A 19821-nucleotide genomic window follows, 5' to 3' on the forward strand; every position below is an offset into this window, starting at 1 on the left:
CCGATGGGGACCGAGGACAAACTCCGCGACTACCTCAAGCGTGCGACCGTCGAACTCACCGAGACCCGCCAACGGCTGGCCGAGGTCGAGGATCGGCGGCATGAGCCGATCGCCATCGTGGGGATGGCGTGTCGTTATCCGGGTGGTGTGGCCAGTCCTGAGGATCTGTGGGATCTGGTGGTCTCGGGTGGGGATGCGATCGGGGATTTTCCGGTCGATCGGGGCTGGGATGTGGAGGGGTTGTACGACCCTGATCCTGAGGCGTTGGGGAAGTCGTACACGCGGCATGGCGGGTTTCTGTATGACGCGGGGGATTTCGACGCGGGGTTCTTCGGGATGAGCCCGCGTGGCGCGCTGGCCACCGACCCGCAGCACCGGCTGGTGCTGGAGGCGTCCTGGGAGGCGTTCGAACGGGCCGGCATCGACCCGGCGAGCCTGCGCGGCAGCCGCACCGGCGTCTACATGGGAAACATGTACGACCACTACGCCAGCAGGTTCCTGGGCGTCTCCCCGGATTCCGTCCAAGGCTCCTTGTTCACGTTGAGCGCGTCGAGCGTGCTGTCGGGACGGGTTTCGTACACCTTCGGGCTGGAAGGCCCGTCGATCTCGGTCGACACCGCGTGCTCGTCCTCCCTGGTGGCCATCCACCTGGGCGTGCAGGCGCTGCGGCGCGGGGAGTGCTCGCTGGCGCTGGCCGGCGGCGTGACGGTCATGGCCGCCCCGGAGCCGTTCGTGGAGTTCTCGCGGCAGCGTGCGCTGGCCCCCGACGGGCGGTGCAAGTCGTTCTCCTCGACGGCGGACGGCGCGGCGTGGGCCGAGGGCGTGGGGGTGCTGGCCCTGGAGCGGCTGTCGGACGCCCGGCGCAACGGCCGCCGGATCCTGGCGGTCGTGCGCGGGTCGGCCGTCAACCAGGACGGCGCGAGCAACGGGCTGACCGCCCCGAACGGCCCGTCGCAGGAGCGCGTGGTGGCGCAGGCGCTGGCCGACGCCCGCCTGGACACCGGTGACGTGGACGCCGTGGAGGCGCACGGCACGGGCACCCGGCTCGGCGACCCCATCGAGGCCCAGGCCCTGCTCGCCACGTACGGGCGCAACCGGCCCGCCGGCCGTCCCCTGTGGCTCGGCTCGGTGAAGTCGAACATCGGCCACACCCAGGCCGCCGCCGGCGTCGCCGGCGTGATCAAGATGGTCAAGGCGCTGGAGCACCGGACGCTGCCGCCGACCCTGCACGTCGAGGAGCCCACGCCGCACGTCGACTGGTCGGCGGGTGGGGTCCGGTTGCTCACGGAGCCGGTGGAGCTGCCGGGGGACCGGCCGCTCCGGGTGGCGGTGTCCGGCTTCGGGGTCAGCGGGACGAACGCGCATGTGATCTTGGAGGGTGTCCCGGCTCCCGTCGTGCCGGATGCGACGGATGCGACTGATGCGACGGATGCGACTGATGCGACGGATGCCACGGGTGGCCGGCTCGTGTGGGTGGTGTCGGCGAAGTCCGAGGCGTCGTTGCGCGCTCAGGCGGGCCGGTTGCGTTCGTACGCGGAGGGCGCCGAGCCGGGTGATCTGGTGGCGGCCGGGCGGGTGCTCGCGAGGCGGCCGGAGTTCGCCCATCGCGCGGTGGTGGTGGCCGAGGACCGCGAGGAGCTGGTCGCCGCCCTGGCGGCGCTGGCGGACGGCCTGCCGCACCCGGCGGCGGTCAGCGGGCTGGCGGCCTCCGACGCGCGGCCGGTGTTCGTGTTCCCCGGGCAGGGCTCGCAGTGGGCCGGGATGGCCGTCGACCTGCTCGACCACAGCGAGGTCTTCCGTACTCATTTGCGGCGGTGCGATCAGGCCCTCGCGCGCTACACCGGCTGGTCGGCCGAGGGAGTGCTGCGCGGCCGGGAGGGCGCGCCGGGCCTGGAAGGCTCCGACGTCATCCAGCCGGTGCTGTTCGCGGTCATGGTGTCGCTGGCGGAGCTGTGGAAGTCCCTCGGGGTGAACCCGGCGGCGGTGGTGGGTCACTCGCAGGGAGAGATCACCGCCGCGTGCGTCGCGGGGGCGCTGACCCTGGAGGACGCCGCGATGGTCGTGGCCCTGCGCGGCCAGGCGCTGGTGAAGCTCGGCGGGACCGGCGGCATGCTGGCGGTGTCACTGCCGGCCGTACGGGCGTGGGAGCTGCTGGAGCCGTGGTCGGACCGGCTCTGGGTGGCGGTCCACAGCGGCCCTGCCAGCACGGTGGTGGCCGGCGACGTCGACGCGCTGGAGGAGTTCGCCGCCGCCTGCGGCGACACCGTGCGGACCCGCCGGATCGCGGTGGACTACGCCTCGCACACGCCGCACATCGAGGCGCTCCGCGAGGAGCTGATGGCGACGCTGGACAGGGTGACCCCGAAGCCCACCGAGGTCGCCTTCTGCTCCTCACTGGCCGGCGGGTTCATCGAGCCCGAGGAACTCACCACCGGCTACTGGTACGACAACCTGCGCAACCCGGTGCGGTTCGAGCAGGCCGTCGGGGCCTTCGCGACGTACGGCAGCCCGCTGTTCGTTGAGGTGAGCCCGCATCCGGTGCTGGGATCCGACGTCGAGGACATCTGCGAGGCCGCGGGGATCGCCGCCGGTGTCTGCGGGTCGCTCCGCCGTGGTTCCGGTGACTGGGGCCGCTTCCTCGCCGCCCTGGCACGGGCGTACGTCCTCGGGGCCGAGGTCGACTGGACGGCCGCGCTCGCGCCCGCCCCGTACCGGCACGTGGACCTGCCCACCTACGCCTTCGAGCGGCACAGGTACTGGCTCGACTCCGTCGATCGCGACGGCCGGGTGACCGGGGCCGGGATCGGTGGCTCGGGGCACCCGCTGCTCACCGCCGTCGTGCCGGTGGCCGACGACGGCTTCCTGCTCACCGGGCGGCTGTCCCTGGCGGACGCGCCCTGGCTCGCCGACCACTCCGTCAGCGGCGCCGTCCTGCTTCCCGGCGCGGCCCTCGCCGAGCTGGCCCTGGAGGGCGGGGCCATCGCGGGCTGCGAGTACCTTGAAGAGCTGGTCCTCGAAGCCCCGCTCTTCCTCCCGAAGACCGGCGCCGTGAGCATCCAGATCACCATCAGCCGGCCGGACGGCGGGGAGCGCCGCGATCTGGCCGTGTTCTCACGATCCGGTGACGCCGATGGCGCCTGGGTCCGCCACGCGTCGGCCGTGGTGGCCGTGGACGCGGTCGGTGTGGCCGGCGCGTGTGACTGGGCGGGGGTGTGGCCGCCTGCGGGGGCGTCGGTGGTGGCGCTCGACGGCGGGTACGAGCGGCTGGCTGATCTTGGTTATGAGTACGGTCCGGTGTTCCAGGGTGTGCGTGGGGTGTGGCGCCGGGGCGGGGAGCTGTTCGCCGAGGTCTCGGTGGACGACGAGGTGGAGGTGGCGGGGTTCGGGCTGCATCCGGCGCTGCTGGACGCGATGTTCCACCCCTTGTTGATCGCAGGCGGGGCCGACGGGTTGCGGTTGCCGTTCGAGTTCCGCGGCGTGCGGTTGCCGGCGGCGGGCGCCAGGGTGCTGCGGGTCCGCCTGACCGGGATCGAGGGCGGCGGGTGGGCCGTCGAGGCCGCCGATGACTCCGGCCGGCCGGTCTTCTCGATGGACTCCCTGCGGGCGCGGGCCGTCACGGCCCAGGCGCCGGCCTCCGCGAGCGCGGCCGGACCGGTGCTCCATGGCGTCGACTGGGTGGACCTCGCCGTCACGCCCGTCGCCGGTCCGCGGTGGGTCTTCCTGGGTGAGCCGGTGGCGGGGCTCTCCGGGTTCGCGGATGTGGACGCGTTGGGGGTGGCGGTGGCGGCGGGGGAGCCGGTGCCCGATTTCGTGGTGGTCTCGTGTGCGGCTGGTTCTGTGGATGTGCCGGGGTCGGTGCGGGAGTCGTCGGGCCGGGTGCTGGGTCTGGTGCGGGGGTGGGTGGCCGATGAGCGTTTCGCGGGTTCCCGTCTGGTGCTGGTCACGCGTGGTGCGGCGGGTCCGGATGCGGGCACCGAGGTCGCCGGGGTCGTCGCCGGGTCGGTGTGGGGGCTCGTGCGTTCAGCGCAGGCGGAGCATCCGGGGTCGTTCGTGCTGCTGGACGCCGACGAGGGCTTCTCCGGGTGGGGGCTGGTCGCGGCGGCCGTCGCTTCGGGCGAGTCACAGCTGGTCGCGCGGGACGGAGGAGTGTCGGTGCCCCGCCTGGCGCGACGGGAGGTCGCCGCGACCGTACCCGGTGAACCGGCTTCGGGGACGGTGCTGGTCACCGGGGGCACGGGCGGGCTGGGCAGCCTGGTCGCGCGGCGGCTGGTGGAACGGCACGGCGTGCGGGACCTGCTGCTGGTCTCCCGCCGGGGGCCGGACGCGCCGGGTGCCGCTGAGCTGGTCGCGGGGCTGGAGGGCCTCGGCGCGCGGGTCACGGTGGCGGCCTGCGACGTGTCCGACCGTGACGCGCTGGCGGGGGTGCTGGGCCCGGTTCTCCCGCGCGTGACCGGGGTGGTCCACACGGCCGGGGTGCTGGACGACGCGACCGTGGAGGGGCTGTCGGCGGAGCGGCTGGACACGGTGTTCGCGCCCAAGGCGGACGCCGCCTGGCACCTGCACGAGCTGACGCGAGATGCCCCGCTGGCGGCGTTCGTGGTGTTCTCCTCGCTGGCGGGGGTGCTGGGCAACCCGGGGCAGGCCAACTACGCCTCGGCTAACGTGTTCCTGGACGTCCTCGCGGCGCACCGGCGGGCCCTGGGTCTCCCCGGGGTGTCGGTGGCCTGGGGGCTATGGGACACAGACTCCGACATGACCGGCACCCTGACCTCGGCGGACACGGCACGCCTCGCCCGCGCGGGGGTCGCGCCGCTGACCGCCGAGCAGGGCCTCGACCTGTTCGACGCGGCCATGACCAGCCCGGAACCGCTGGTCGTCGCCAGCGGCTGGGACGCCACCGGGCTGCGCGCCCGCGCCGAGGCGGGCGGGCTGCCCTCCGTGCTCCGCGGCCTGGTCCGTACGCCGCGCCGGGCCGCCACCAGCGCGGGGGGCCGCACCGCGGGCTCGTCCGGGCTGGCGGAGCGCCTGGGCGCGATGGCCGAGGCGGAGGCGCGAGGGCACCTGGCCGAACTGGTGCGGTCGCACGTGGCCGCCGTCCTGGCGCACGGCAACGCCAAGAACATCGGCATGGACCGGGCCTTCAACGAGCTGGGCTTCGACTCGCTGACCGCCGTGGAGCTGCGTAACCGGCTGAACGGTGAGACCGGGCTGCGGTTGCCGGCGACGCTGGTGTTCGACCATCCGACGGTCACGGCCCTGACCGACTATCTGTTCAAGACGCTCGCCCCGGCCGCGCCGTCCCCGGAGGAGACGCTGCGCACCGCCCTGGAACGGGTCGAGTGCATGCTGACCGCCCTCAACGGCGAGGGGGAGGCCGTCCGGGGCAAGCTCGTCGCCATCCTGCAGAGCGGCCTGACCAGATTCGGTGCCGGTCCAACCGGTCCCAACGGCGCCGAAGGCGTGGTGGGGAAGATCGATTCCGCTTCCGATGAGGAGATCTTCGCGCTCATCGACAACGAACTCTGACCTATGACTCTCGTTACTGGAAAGGCTCGACCGATGGGGACCGAGGACAAACTCCGCGACTACCTCAAGCGCGTGACCGTCGAACTGACCCAGACGCGCCGCCGCCTCGCAGAGGCGGAGGACCGAGGCCACGAGCCCATCGCCATCATCGGCATGGCCTGCCGCTACCCGGGCGGCGGCGACACCGTGGAAGGCTTCTGGGACCTGCTGCGCGAGGGCAGGAACGCGGTCAGCGAGGTGCCGTCGTCACGGTGGAACATCGACGACTACTACGACCCCGACCCGCGCTCCCCCGGCGGTGTGTACACCCGGTACGGCACCTTCCTGCCCGACGTCACCGGCTGGGACGCGGAGTTCTTCGGCATCTCGCCGAGGGAGGCCCTGCGGATGGACCCGCAGCAGCGCCTGCTGATGGAGCTGGCCTGGGAGGGGCTGGAGAACGCCGGCACCTCGCCGTCGCGGCTGGCCGGAAGCCGTACGGGCGTGATGGTCGGCTTCATGGACAGCCTCCAGTACGGCCGACTCCAGCTAGAACGCCAGGGCGGGGACGCGCTCGCCGACCCGTACCTCGGCCAGGGGTCGGCGTACAGCGTCGCGGCCGGGCGCATCGCCTACCAGCTCAACCTGTGCGGCCCGACGCTCACGGTCGACACCGCGTGCTCCTCCTCGCTGATCGCGGTCCACCTGGCGGCCGAGGCCCTGCGGCGCGGCGAATGCGACCTCGCGATCGCGGCGGGCGCGTCCCTGACGCTCCACCCGACCAGCTTCATCCAGGCGTGCGCCGGGTCGATGCTGTGCGCGGACGGGAAGTGCAAGACCTTCGACGCGAGCGCCGACGGCTACGTCCTCGGCGAGGGCGGCGGCGTCGTGGTGCTGGAGCCGCTGTCCAAGGCGATCAGGAACGGCCGCAGGATCCGGGCGGTGCTGCGCGGCTCGGCGGTCAACCAGGACGGCCGCAGCAACGGGCTCACCGCGCCGAACCGCGGCGCGCAGGTCGACGTGATCAGCAGGGCGCTCGCCGCCGCCCGGGTGACCGCCGACGACATCGACTATGTGGAGGCCCACGGCTCCGGCACCCACCTGGGCGACGCGATCGAGCTGTCCGCGCTGCACGACGTCTTCGGCGGACGTCCGCCCGAGCGCCCGCTGCGGGTCGGCGCCGTCAAGACCAACATCGGTCACACCCAGGCGGCGGCGGGGGTCGCCGGACTGATCAAGACGGTCCTGATCCTGGAGAACAAGCTGATCCCGCCGAACCTGCACCTGTCGGAGCCGGCGGCGGCGATACCGGAGGACGGAAGCGTCCAGCCGGTCACCAGCATGACGCGGCTCCCTGGAGACGGCGCGCCCCGCCTGGCGGGCGTCAGCTCGTTCGGCTGGTCGGGGACGAACGCGCACCTCGTGCTGGAGTCCGCGCCCTCTCCCGAGGAGCCGGCCGCCGCTCCCGGCGGGCCGGGCCTCTCCTCGGCGCGGGTGCTGACGGTGTCCGCGTCGAGCGGCTCCGCGCTGCGCGAGCACGCGGAGCGCCTCGCGGCCCGGCTCACCGAGCGGCCCGAGCCGGCCCTGGCCGACGTCGCCCACACGCTGCGGGCCGGTCGCGCCGAGCACGACCACCGGCGCGCCCTGGTCTGCGCGGACCTCGCGGACGCCGTCCGGCTGCTCAGGCGTACGGCGCAGGACGGGGGCGTGTACCGGATGAAAGGGCACCCCCGCGTCGCGTTCCTGCTTCCCGGCGTCGGCGACCAGTACCTCGGACTCGGCAGGGAGCTGTACGACACCGAGCCGGTCTACGCCGGGGCGGTCGACCGGTGCATCGAGCTGGCCGGGGAGCGGGCCGGCGTGGACCTGCGGCCGGTGTTCTTCCCCGGCCTGGACGTCCCGGCACAGCGCCCCGCGCCCGGCGATCTCGCGGCGCTGCTGGGCCGCGACGGCGCGGGCCAGGACCAGGCAGACGACCCCCTGAGTCACGCCGTGATCGCGCACCCGCTCATGTTCACGGTGGAGTACGCCCTGGCGAAGCTCCTGGGGCACTGGGGCGTCGCGCCGGACATGCTGGTCGGTTACAGCCTGGGCGAGTACGTCGCCGCCTGCCTGGCCGGGGTCTTCTCCCTTGAGGACGCGCTGAACGTGGTGGTGGAGCGGGCCCACCTGATCAGCGCCGCCCCCGCGGGCAAGATGGTCGCGGTCGCCGCCGGTGAGGACCAGGTCCGCGCCGTGCTCGCGCGCGGCGGCACCGAGGTCGACATCGCGGCGCTCAACGGCCCGTCGATGACGGTGCTCAGCGGCGTCCCCTCGGAGATCGACGAGGTGACCGCCCTGCTGACCGGCGACGGCGTCGCCTGCCGCCCCCTGCGCTCCGCGCACGCCTTCCACTCGTCCCTGCTCCGGCCGGCGCGCGAGAAGCTGGCCGCGTTGCTCGAATCGGTGCCGCGGCACGCCCCGAAGACCACGATCGTGTCGAACCTCACCGGCGCGCCGCTGACCCCCGGGCAGGCGACGAGCGTCTCGTACTGGGCGGACCAGCTTGTCAGCCCGGTGCGCTTCGCCGACAGCGTGCGGCACTGCGTGGCCGGCGAAGTGGACGTGTTCGTCGAGCTGGGCGCCGGGCAGACGCTCGGCGGCCTCGTGCGGCAGAACATGACGAGCGGTCCCGGCGCGGCGGTGCTCGGCACCCTGCCCCCGCGCTGGACGACGGGTGAGCACAGGGACGCGCGCACCGAGCTGCTGGAGACGTGCGCGCGGCTGTGGGAGCTCGGCGTCGGGGTGAACTGGGAGCTCACCCGCTCCGGCGGAGCCCGGATCGTCAGCCTCCCGGCCTACCCCTTCCAGCGGACGCGGTTCTGGCCGGAGCCGCTGGACGCGGGCCAGGTCGCGACCTCGCCGAAGGGGTCGCGGCGGCCCGCCGACTTCTGCTTCGCCCCGGCCTGGCAGCAGGACGCCGCGCGCGGCGTGCCTCCCGTCGGCACCCCCCTGAGGCTCCCCGGTCCCCTGGTCGTGTTCACCGACCCCGGCGGCGTCGGCGAGACGCTGGCCGACCTGGCCGAAGCCGCAGGCACGCAGGTGGTGGAGGTGGTCGCCGGCACCGGGCTGCGACGCGAGGGCCGGCGCGTCGTCATCGACCCCGCGGTGCCCGGGCACTACGGCGAGGTCTTCGGCACGGTCGCGCAGGCGGGCGGGCCCGTACACGTCGTACACCTGTGGAGCCGGCTCACCACCGCTAGTACGCCGGGGTACGCGGACGACGAGGAACTGCGTGACGCGGTCCGGCACGGCTTCGACAGCCTGCTGCTCGCGGTGCAGGCGTTCGACGAGCTGCCCGCGCGGCAGGGCGTCCGGCTGCTGACGGTGAGCCAGGGCGCCTCGGAGATCCTCGGCGGCGACGCCGTCGCCCCCTACCAGGCGGTCGCCCACGGGTTCGGCCGGGCGGTGCGCCACGAGTACACCGGCCTGACCTGGAACGGCGTCGACCTCGACCCGGAGGAGCCCGGCGACGGGCTGAAAGAGCGGGCGGCCGGCCAGATCGCTTTCGAGCTGCTCCGCGAGCCGGAGCCGGGCGAGGCGCTCGCCACCCACGACACGCTGGTGGGCTGGCGTCGTGGCCGTCGCTGGCAGCGGAGCTGGACGGAGGTCCCCGAAGCCGCAGGGCAGGCCGCGATCCCCTGGCGTGCCGACGGCGTCTACCTGATCACCGGCGGCGCCCGGGGGCTCGGCATGGCCCTGGCCAAGCACCTGCTCCGCGAGGGAGTGCGGCGGTTCGCCCTCGTCGGCCGTACCCCGCTGCCGCGCGACGCGCGGCCCGAGCCCGGCAGCCGCGCGGAGAGCAGCCTGCGCGACGTCGCCGAGCTGGAGGCGGCGGGCGCCGAGGTGCTCCTGCTCACCGCCGACGCCGGCGTGCCTGACCAGCTGAGGGACGCGCTGCGCCGCTGCCGGGACCACTTCGGCGCGCTGCACGGCGTGATCCACGCGGCAGGGGTGCCCGCCGGGGGGATGGCGCAGCGCAGGACCCCGGCCGAGGCCGGCGCGGTGCTCGCCCCGAAGGTGCTGGCGATGGGACCGCTGGCCGAGCTGGTAGGCCCACGGACGCCCGCCGATCAGCGGCCCGAGGTGCTGGTCCTGTACTCCTCCGCGGTGACGGCCTTCGGCGGCATCGGCGAGGCCGACTACTGCGCGGCCAACACCGTGCTCGACGCGTACGGCGACGCGCTGTCGGCTGCGGCCCCCTCGACCCGGGTCGTGTCGATCGCCTGGGGCCCCTGGCGGCACGACGACTGGCAGGCCGAGTCGCTCAAGGGAGCCGGCGGCCTCGCCGAACGGGTGCGGGCCTACCGCGAGAAGTACGGCTTCGCCGACGACGCGGGCTGCGTCTTCCTCGACCGCGTCGTGGCCGGCGGGCACGGCAGCGTCCTCGCCGTGCGCCAGCCGTTGCGCGAGGTGCTGCGCGACTGGTCCGCCATGGTCGACATCGACGCGCTGCTCGGCGCGGCCTCGGCCGTGCCCAGGGGCGAGCGGTTCCCCCGGCCGCAACTGCGCACGGACTACGCGGCCCCGCGCACCGAGCCGGAGACCAAGATCGCCGAAGTGTGGGGGGCCTACCTGGGGATCGACCAGGTAGGCATCCACGACCCGTTCTTCGACCTCGGGGGCAACTCCCTGGTCGGCATGGCCATGGTGCTCGCCATCGAGAAGGAGCTCGGCGTGCCGATCGCGCCGGCCGTGCTCTTCGAACACCCGACCGTCGCGGAGTTCGCCGCGGCCCTGGAGGGTGCCGAGGGCGACGACGCCGCCGCGCGGCAAGCGCTCACCACCAGTTCGGCTCGGGGGCAGCGGCGGCGCCGTGCCCGTTCCGGCACGCGGAATGAGGACGGTAGACGTGACTGACGATATCGCCGGAGAGACCTCCGGCACCGACATCGCGATCGTCGGGATGTCGGGGAGGTTCCCCGGAGCATCCGGCGTCGGCGAGCTGTGGGCCAACATCAGGGCCGGGCTGTCGGGGATCACCCGGTTCACCGACGAGGAACTGCGGGCCGCCGGGGTTCCCGAGGAACTGCTCCAGGACCCGGCCTACGTGAAGGCCGGCGCGGTCATCGACGGCGTCGACCTCTTCGACGCGGGCTTCTTCGGGTTCAGCCCCAAGGAGGCCCAGATCCTCGACCCGCAGCAGCGGCTCTTCCTTGAGCACAGCTACGAGGCGCTGGAGGACGCCGGCTGCGACCCCACGCGATTCGACGGCGCCATCGGCGTCTTCGGCGGCGGCGCGTGGAGCTCCTACCTGCAGAACAACCTGGTGCCGAGCGGCATCAGCGCCGTCATGGGAGAGCTGGCCGTCGGGCTGGCCAACGACAAGGACTCGCTCACCACCCGGGTCGCGCACACCCTCGGCCTGTCCGGCCCCAGCTACGGGGTGCAGAGCTACTGCTCGACGTCGCTCGTCGCGGTGTGCGCCGCCGCCACCAGCCTGGCCGGGTTCGAGTGCGACCTCGCGCTGGCCGGCGGCGTGGCGGTCGGCGTGCCGCAGAGGGTCGGCTACCTGTACCAGCAGGGCGGGATCGCGCCGCCGGACGGCGAGTGCCGGGCGTTCGACGCGGGCGGCCTCGGCAGCCCGCTCGGCAGCGGCGTCGGCGTCGTGGCCCTGCGCCGGCTGGAGGACGCGCTCGCCGACGGGGACCAGATCTACGCCGTCATCCGCGGCTGGGCGGTGAACAACGACGCGGGGAAGAAGGTCGGCTTCACCGCGCCCGGCGTCCAGGGCCAGGCCGCCGTCATGGCCGAGGCGCTCGCGAGCGCGGACCTCACGCCCGCCGACATCGACTACGTCGAGGCGCACGGCACCGGCACCGCGCTCGGCGACGCCGCCGAGCTGGCCGCACTCCAGCAGGTGTTCCGCGACGAGTCGTGCCTGATCGGTTCCGTCAAGACCAACGTCGGCCACCTCGACCGGGCGGCGGGGGTCACCAGCCTCATCAAGGCGGCGCTCGCCCTGCGCCACGACGAGATCCCGCCCACCCGCAACCTCGCCGAGCCGAACCCCCAGTTGCACGCGGGGGAGGCCCGCCTGGAGGTGGTCACCGGGCTCCGCACCTGGCCACGGGAGCCCGGACGGACCCGCAGGGCCGGGGTCAGCGCGTTCGGCATCGGCGGCACCAACGCCCACGTGGTGCTGGAAGAGGCGCCGATCGTCCCCCGGCCGGAGGCGACGCCGCGTCCCGAGCTGCTGGTGTGGTCGGCGAGGACCGCCGCCGCCGCGGACGCCATGACCGGACGGCTCGCCGCCCACCTCGCGGACGAGTCCAGCCCGAACCGCCTGTCCGACGTGGCGTACACCCTGCAGACCGGGCGGCGGCTCTTCGGGCACCGCCGGATGCTGGTGGCCTCCACCGCGGGTGAGGCCGCGGCCGGGATGCGGGACGCCGGGGTGCTGTCGCGAGCGGAGAGCCGCACGGACCGCCAGGTCGGATTCCTGATCGCGGGCACCGGCGAGCAGTACCCGGGCATGGCCGCCGACCTGTACGGCACCGAGCCGGTGTTCCGGGCGGTGCTGGACGAGTGCCGCGCGGTGCTGCGCCGGCGGATGGGCGGGGTGGACCCGCTCGCCGAGATGCTGCGGCCGAGGCGGGCCGCGGGAGACGGCGGGCTCGGACGGCTGCTCGGCCGCGAGGCCGCACCGGCCCACGACACGATGCCCACCGAACTGCTCCACCCGGCCCTGTTCGCCGTCGAGTACGCGCTGGCGCGGCTCGTACGGTCGTGGGGCGTCGAGCCGTCGGTGGTGGCCGGGTACAGCCTCGGGGAGTACGTGGCGGCGTGCCTGGCCGGGGTGCTGTCGCCGGAGTCGGCGCTCGCGCTGGTCGCCCACCGCGCGAAGCTGATCGGCGCGCTGCCCGAGGGCGCGATGAGCGCCGTGCCGCTGGGCGCGGACGACCTGCGCGGCCGCCTCGAACGCGCGGGCGTCGCCGGGCTGGACGTGGCCGCCCTGAACGGCCCCGAGCTCACCGTGATCGCCGGGGAGCCGAAGGCCATGGAGGCGGCCAGGGCGTTCCTCGCGACCGAGGGCGTGCCGTGCCGGCCGCTGGCCACGGGCCACGCGTTCCACTCGCGCATGATGGAGCCGCTCCGGGACGAGCTGACCGACTGGATCGCCGCCAACATCACGCTCGAAGCGCCGCGCATCCCCTACATCTCCAACGTGACCGGTGCCCTGGCCACGGCCGGGCAGGTGACCGACCCCGGGTACTGGGCGGGGCACATGTGCGCCCCCGTGCGGTTCGACGCGGTGCTGAGCACGCTGCTGGAGCAGGGAGAGCTCGCGCTGCTGGAGATCGGCCCCGGCCAGTCGCTCGGCGCGATGGTGCGCGGCCACCGCGACTGCCCGCGCGACCGCTGGCCCCTCGTGGTCCCCGCGCTGCCCGCCGCGGCCGACCCCCGTCCGGCGGCGGGCGCGCTGGCCGAGGCGGTCGGACGGCTGTGGCTGGCCGGCGTCCCGGTCGACTGGGCGGGATTCCAGAAGGACCGCCCCGTCGCCAAGGTCGGGCTGCCGGCCTACCCGTTCCAGCGGGAGCGCTACTGGATCGACCCGCCCGCCGGGCACGCGGCGACGGCGGCCGGTCCCGCCGCCGATCCGGCCGGCGCGGCCGTGCCCGAGCGGGCCGCCGCCCACGTGCGGGTGATGGTCCCGCGCTGGGCCGAGGCCGCGCTGCCCGTCGAGGCGCAGGACCTCACCCGGTGCGTCCTGCTGGCCGACGGCACGGGAGTCGCCGACGCGCTGGCGCGGTCGCTGAGCTCCGCGGGCACCGAGGTGGTGACCGTGCGGGCGGGCGACGCCTTCGCCGAGGTGGCCGGAGGCTACGTCCTCGACTTCGGTTCCCCGGACGACCACACCGCACTGGTGAGCCGGCTCGCCGCCGGCGGGCCGGTTACCATCGTGGACCTGCGCATGCTGGACGGCGGCGGCACCCGCCGCGACCCCGCCGACGCCGTGCTCCCGTTCGCCCGGATGCTGGACGCGTGGGGCAGCGACGGGGCGGGCAGCGCCAGGATCATCCTGGTCACCCAGGGCGGGCAGGCGGTGGCCGACGGCGAGAGCCCCTCGCCAGGCCACGCCGCCGCCGCCACGCTGCCGCTGGTCGCCAACCAGGAGTACCTCAACCTCGACTGCCACGCCGTCGACCTCGACACCCAGGTGGACGCCGCCGGGGCCGCCGAGGCGCTGGCCGCCGAGCTCCGCAGGCCCGCCGCCGACGTGCTGGTGGCCTACCGGGACGGCCGCCGCCACGTACGCGGATACGTCCCGGCCGAACCGAAGCCGGAGAACGGGCCAGAGGGGCCGGGGATCAGGTCAGGCGGGACCTACCTGGTGACCGGCGGGCTCGGCGACGTCGGACTGCTCGTGGCCGGGCACCTGGTGCGGTCGGGCGCGTCCCGGGTCATCCTCACCAGCCGCGGCGGCGTGCCCGACACCGAGGGCGACCCCCGGTACGAGGGCGTGCGCCGGCTGCGCGCGCTCGGCGCCGAGGTGCTGACCCCGAAGGTCGACGTCACCGACGCGGACGCGATGCGCGCGATGCTCGCCGAGACGCTGCCCGGCGGCGTCCGGCTCGACGGCGTCGTCCACGCCGCCGCCGAGACGGGGCGCGACACCTTCCGCTCCCTGCACGAGCTCGACGCGGGCGCCGTCCGGCGGCACTTCGGCGCCAAGGTGGGCGGGGCCCTGGTGCTGGACGAGGTGGTCCACGAGCTCGGGCTGGAGCGGGTGCCCGACTTCTGCGTGCTGTTCTCCTCGACGTCGTCGTTGCTGGGCGGCATCACCTTCGGCAGCTACGCGGCGGCCAACGCCGCGCTGACCGCCATCGGCTACCGCCGCCACCTCAAGTACCAGGACGGCCGGTCGCCCACCCGGTGGGTGACCGTGAGCTGGGACACCTGGTCCTGCACCCTGGAGCGCATCGAGGGCGGGATCGGCGCCGCGATGGCCGCCCACTCCATGAGCACCGAGGAGGGCCTGGCCGCCCTGGACCAGGTCCTGGCCGGGCACGGGCCGAGCCTGGTGGTGGCGGCGGGCGGCCTGGACGACCGGCTGCCCCGCGCGACGGCCGCGCCCGAGTCCGCGCCCGGCGACGGCACCCGGTTCCCGCGCCCCGAGCTTCCCCAGCCGTACAGCCCGCCGCTGAGCGCGACCGAACGGGCCCTCGCCGAGCTGTGGGCGGACGTCCTCGGCATCGAGCCGGTCGGCACCAGGGACAACTTCTTCGACCTCGGCGGCAACTCCCTGGTCGCCCTGCAGATGCTCGCCCTGGTGAAGAAGCGCTTCGGCATCGCGGTCCCGACGGTCATGCTCTTCGAGGCGCCGACGGTGTACACGCTCGCGGGCATCCTCGACGAGAAGGGCGCCGCCGCCCCCCGGCCCGCCCCGGCCCGCGCCACGGCGACGGCGGTGGCGCGCGCCACCGCGACCGTACGGCCGCAGAACCCCGCAGCGGCGCGGGCGGACGACCGGCGCATCGCGATCGTCGGCATGGCCGGGCGCTTCCCCGGCGCGGACGACGTCGGCGCGTTCTGGCGCAACCTGCGGGAGGGCGTCGAGTCGATCAGCTTCTTCTCCGAGGAGGAGCTGCTGGCCTCCGGGGTCGAGCCGGACCTGATCAAGGACCCGTCGTACGTCCCTGCCCGGCCGGTGCTCGACGACATTAGCGGCTTCGACGCGGCGTTCTTCGGCATGAGCCCCCGCACGGCCGCGCTCACCGACCCCCAGCAGCGGGCGTTCCTCGAGGTGTGCTGGCAGGGGCTTGAGCAGGCCGGCTACGCGGCGCCGGAGCACCGGGGCAGGGTCGGCGTGTTCGGCGGCACCAACATCAGCACCTACCTGCTGCAGATGGGCGAGCGCCTCCTTTCCGAGGACGAGGGCGTCAGCCACTACGAGATCATCATGGGCAACGACAAGGACGCCCTCACCACGCAGGTCTCCTACCTGTTCGACCTGTACGGGCCGAGCGTGGCGGTGCAGACGTTCTGCTCGACCTCCCTGGTGGCGGCGCACCTCGCGGTGCAGAGCCTGCGCAACGGCGAGTGCGAGCTGGCGCTGGCCGGCGGGGTGTCGATTCGGGTCCCCGACCGGGTGGGGCACCGGTTCGGGCCGGGCGGCATGGAGTCGCCCGACGGCCACGTGCGCACCTTCGACGCGCAGGCGCGCGGCAGCATGTTCGGCGACGGAGCCGCCGTGGTCGTGCTCAAGCGGCTCTCCGACGCGCTGCGCGACGGCGACCACGTCTGGGCCGTGATCCGCGGCTCGGCGATGAACAACGACGGCGCGCTCAAGGTCGGCTACACCGCGCCCAGCGTCGTCGGCCAGGCCCGGGTGATCGCCGACGCCATGGCGGACGCCGGGGTCACCGCCGAGGACATCAGCTACATCGAGGCGCACGGTACCGCGACCGAGCTGGGCGACCCGATCGAGGTCGCGGCGCTGACCCGCGCGTTCGGCCCGACCAGGGACAAGCAGTACTGCCCGATCGGGTCGGTGAAGACCAACGTCGGGCACCTGGACCGCGCGGCGGGGGCGAGCGGGCTCATCAAGACCTCGTTCGCGCTGAGCGACAAGGTGATCCCGCCCAGCCTGCACTACACCAGCCCCAACCCCGAGATCGACTTCGAGGACAGCCCGTTCTACGTCAACGCCGAGCTGTCCCCCTGGCGCACCCGAGAGGGGCGTCCGAGGATCGCGGGGATCAACTCGCTCGGCATGGGCGGCACCAACGTCCACATGGTGGTCGAGGAGGCGCCCGCCCGGCCCGCCGCCGCGCGGGGGGACTCCGCGTCCTCCCGCCGGTACCAGGTGCTGCCGATCTCGGCGCGGAACGCCACCGCCGCCGGCCAGGCGTGCGAGCGCCTCGGGGAGCACCTGCGCGCCGAGCCCGGCACGCGGCTGGCCGACGTGGCGTACACCCTGCAGGTCGGGCGCAAGACGTTCGAGCACCGCCGGGCCGCGGTCGCCGCCTCCGTCGAGGAGGCCGTGGCCGCGCTGAGCGGGGAGTCGGCGGAGGGCGTGCTGAGCCGCGTCGACACCGTCCAGGGACGCCCGGTGGCGTTCCTGCTCGCCGGGGTCGGCGAGCAGTATCCCGGGATGGCGGGTGAGCTCTACCGGCGCGAGCCGGTGTTCCGAGCCGCCCTCGACGAGTGCCTTGAGCCGCTCCGCGAGGCGTTGCCGGACGTGGACCTGACCGACCTGCTCGCCGGCGAGCGCGGCGGGGGCCTCGGCCTCGCCGCCCTGCTGGGGCGTGGGGGCTCCGGCGGCGCCGACGGGCGGGTCTCCGCCCTGGAGCGCACCGAGGTCGTCCAGCCCGCGCTGTTCGCCCTGGAGTACGCGCTGGCGCGCACGCTGATGGCCTGGGGCGTGACCCCGAGGATCATGCTGGGCTACAGCCTCGGGGAGTACGTCGCGGCCTGCCTCGCCGGAGTGCTGTCGCTGCCGGACGCCCTGGCGCTGGTGGCGCACAGGGCGAGGCTGATCTCGAAGGTCCCGGCGGGCTCGATGGCCGCGGTGTCCCTGCCCGCGGGCGAGCTGCGCCGCCGGTTCCGGCTGGAGGAGCGCGGCCTGGACATCGCCGCCGTCAACGGCCCGCAGGTCGCGGTCGTCGCCGGCCCCGTGGAGCCGATGGAACGGCTCGTCGCCGACCTGCGGCGCGCCGAGATCGCGTGCCGGCCCCTGGAGACCACGCACGCGTTCCACTCCAGGATGCTCACGCACCTGAGCAGCGAGCTCACCGACTGGGTGAAGGCCAACGTGCGGCTCAACCCTCCGGAGCTGCCGTACATCTCCAACCTGACCGGTGAGCTCGCGCACGCCGACCTGGTGTGCGACCCCGCGTACTGGGCCCGCCACATGTGCGGGACGGTCCGGTTCGCGGCCGGGATCGACACCCTGCTCGCCGATCCCGAGCTGGCCGTGGTGGAGATCGGCCCCGGCCAGTCGCTCGGCGCCCTGATGCGGGGCGCGGGCTGCCCGCCGCAGCGGTGGCCGCTGATCCTCAACGCGCTGCCCGGCGGGAGCGACGGCCGCCCCGGCGACGCCGTGCTCGCCGGCTGCCTCGCCCGCCTGTGGCTGGTCGGCGCCGAGATCGACTGGACCGCCTACCACGGCCGCCACACCGATGCGGAACCCGGCGACCTCGCCGGGCTGCCGGGCCGGGTCCCGCTTCCCACCTACCCGTTCCAGCGGCACCGCTACTGGATCGACCCCCCGGCCCGCACCGGCCGCCGGAGCCGTACGGGCGCGCTCGCGCTGCCGGGGGAGGCCCCCGATCCCGCCGACCTGTTCGAGGCGATCACCAGCCTGCCCAAGCTCCCCGAGGAGCAGTGGCTGTACCTGCCGGTGTGGCGGCAGACCTCGGCGCCCGCGCCGAGTGAGCGGCAACCCGCCTCGTGGCTGGTCTACACCCGCGAAGGGGTGGCCGACGACGTGCTCGCCGAGCTGCGGCGGGAGGTCGCGGGGGCGTCCATCAGCCTGGTACGGCCCGGCCTGGCGTACGCCGCGACCGGCGACGGCTACACGCTCAGGCCGGGGAGCGTGAAGGACACGCTCGCGTTGCTGCGCGACCTGCGCGCCGCCGGTAGGCCGTTGGAGCGGGTGGTCCACCTGTGGACGCTCGGCGCGGCACCCGGCGACTCCACCGTCCAGTACGGCCTGCACACCCTGGTCGCCCTCGCCAGGGCGGCGGCCGAGTCCGGGACCGACGACTGGTCGCTGGACGTCGCCGTCTCCGGCACCCAGCAGGTGCTGCGCGACGACGTGTCCGACCCGGATGGCGCGACGCTGATGGGCCCGTGCCTGGTGATCCCCCTGGAACATCCGAAGGTGGCCACCCGGCTCGTCGACGTCGCGGCGGCCCCGGCCGGACCCGTGATCGCCGGCCTGGTCGCCGAGCTGCGCCGGCCGATGACCGACCGTACGGTCGCGCTGCGGCACGGCCGCCGCTGGGTGCCCGGCTACGAGACCATGGCGCCGTCCGCACCCGACACCGGCGTGCTGCGGGAAGGCGGCGTCTACCTGGTCACCGGCGGGCTCGGCGGCATCGCGCTCGGCATGGCCGAGCACCTCGCCCGTGACTGCCGGGCCAAGCTGGTGCTGCTCGCCCGTCGCGGGCTGCCGCCGCGCGAGGACTGGGCCGGCATCCTCGCAGGAGGACCCGGCGCGGAGGCGTACGACGAGGACACCCGGCGGCGGGTGGCCCGCGTCGGCGAGATCGTCGCGCTCGGCGCGGAGGTCGAGATCGTCACCGGCGACGTGAGCAGCACGCAGGACGTACGGCGCGCGGTCGAGGTGGCAAGGGAGCGCTTCGGCGCGCTGCACGGCGTGCTCCACGCCGCAGGAGTCCCGGCCATGGGACTGATGCAGTTCAAGCGCCCCGAAGAGCTGGACGCGGTGCTGGCCCCGAAGATCGCCGGCACGCTGGCCATCGCCGAGGCGCTGCGGATCGGCGAGCCGGACGAGATCGAGCTGGACTTCCTGGTGCTGTTCTCCTCGATCACCTCGGCGACCGGCGGCGGCCCCGGCCAGGTGGACTACTGCGCCGCGAACGCCTTCCTGGACAGCTGGGCGTACCGGCTCGCGGACTCCGGCCGCCGGGTGATCTCGGTCGACTGGGGCGAGTGGACCTGGAACGCCTGGGAGGCGGGCCTGGCCGGGTACGACGACGAACTGCAGAAGTTCTTCAGGGAGAACCGGGCCCGCGTCGGCATCGGGTTCGAGGACGGCTGGCGGTCCCTGCTGCGGGCGCTGGCCTCGCGGGAGCCGAGGGTGGTGGTGTCCACCCAGGACTTCCCGACGGTCGTCCTCGGCAGCTCGCGGTTCAACCTGGAGGCGGTGACCTCGCCCGCCATGAGCGGCGGCGGCGAGCGGCACCCCCGTCCCGAGCTGGTCACCTCCTACCAGGAGCCCTCGGGCGCCACGGAGGAGACGATCACGGCGATCTGGTGCGAGTCGCTCAGGCTCGACCGGGTCGGGGTGCTGGACAACTTCTTCGAGCTCGGCGGGAACTCGCTGCTCGGCGTCTCGATCGTGGCCGCCCTGCGCCGCGAATTCGAGCTGGACGAGCTCCCGCCGCACATCCTCTACGAGGCGCCGACCGTGGCCGCGCTCGGCGCGACCATCGAGGCCCTCACCTCGGGTGCGGCCCCGGCGTTCGAGAACGCAGACGGCGGCAGCCAGGTACGCGCGCAGCTCCGCCGGTCGGGCCTCGAAGCCTCGGCGGCCCGCAGGCGCGGCCGATAGCACCACCACCAGCAAGGGCGCCGGCATGCCGG

Annotated in this window: 3 protein-coding genes; all 3 read left to right on the forward strand. The window is 74.4% G+C overall.

What is annotated here, in order from left to right:
• The first annotated feature begins 3 nt into the window (after positions 1-3).
• Genes ACGFIV_RS21675 through ACGFIV_RS21685 form a run of 3 tightly spaced genes read left to right on the forward strand, consistent with a single transcriptional unit; the run spans position 4 to position 19789 of the window.
• Entirely contained in the window at positions 4-5526 is a 5523-nt protein-coding gene (locus ACGFIV_RS21675) for an SDR family NAD(P)-dependent oxidoreductase (protein ID WP_392837208.1), read from the forward strand.
• A 33-nt stretch (positions 5527-5559) separates the two neighbouring features.
• Positions 5560-10404 carry an SDR family NAD(P)-dependent oxidoreductase gene (locus ACGFIV_RS21680; RefSeq protein ID WP_392837211.1) on the forward strand — a complete coding sequence of 1615 codons (4845 nt, stop codon included), beginning with the start codon at positions 5560-5562 and terminating at the stop codon, positions 10402-10404.
• Positions 10397-19789 carry an SDR family NAD(P)-dependent oxidoreductase gene (locus ACGFIV_RS21685; RefSeq protein WP_392837213.1) on the forward strand — a complete coding sequence of 3131 codons (9393 nt, stop codon included), beginning with the start codon at positions 10397-10399 and terminating at the stop codon, positions 19787-19789. The genes ACGFIV_RS21680 and ACGFIV_RS21685 overlap by 8 nt, the downstream gene beginning before the upstream one ends.
• Positions 19790-19821: the final 32 nt, after the last annotated feature.

Origin of the sequence: Sphaerisporangium sp. NPDC049003, assembly GCF_043197795.1 — a bacterium.
In the GTDB taxonomy this organism is placed as follows: domain Bacteria; phylum Actinomycetota; class Actinomycetes; order Streptosporangiales; family Streptosporangiaceae; genus Sphaerisporangium.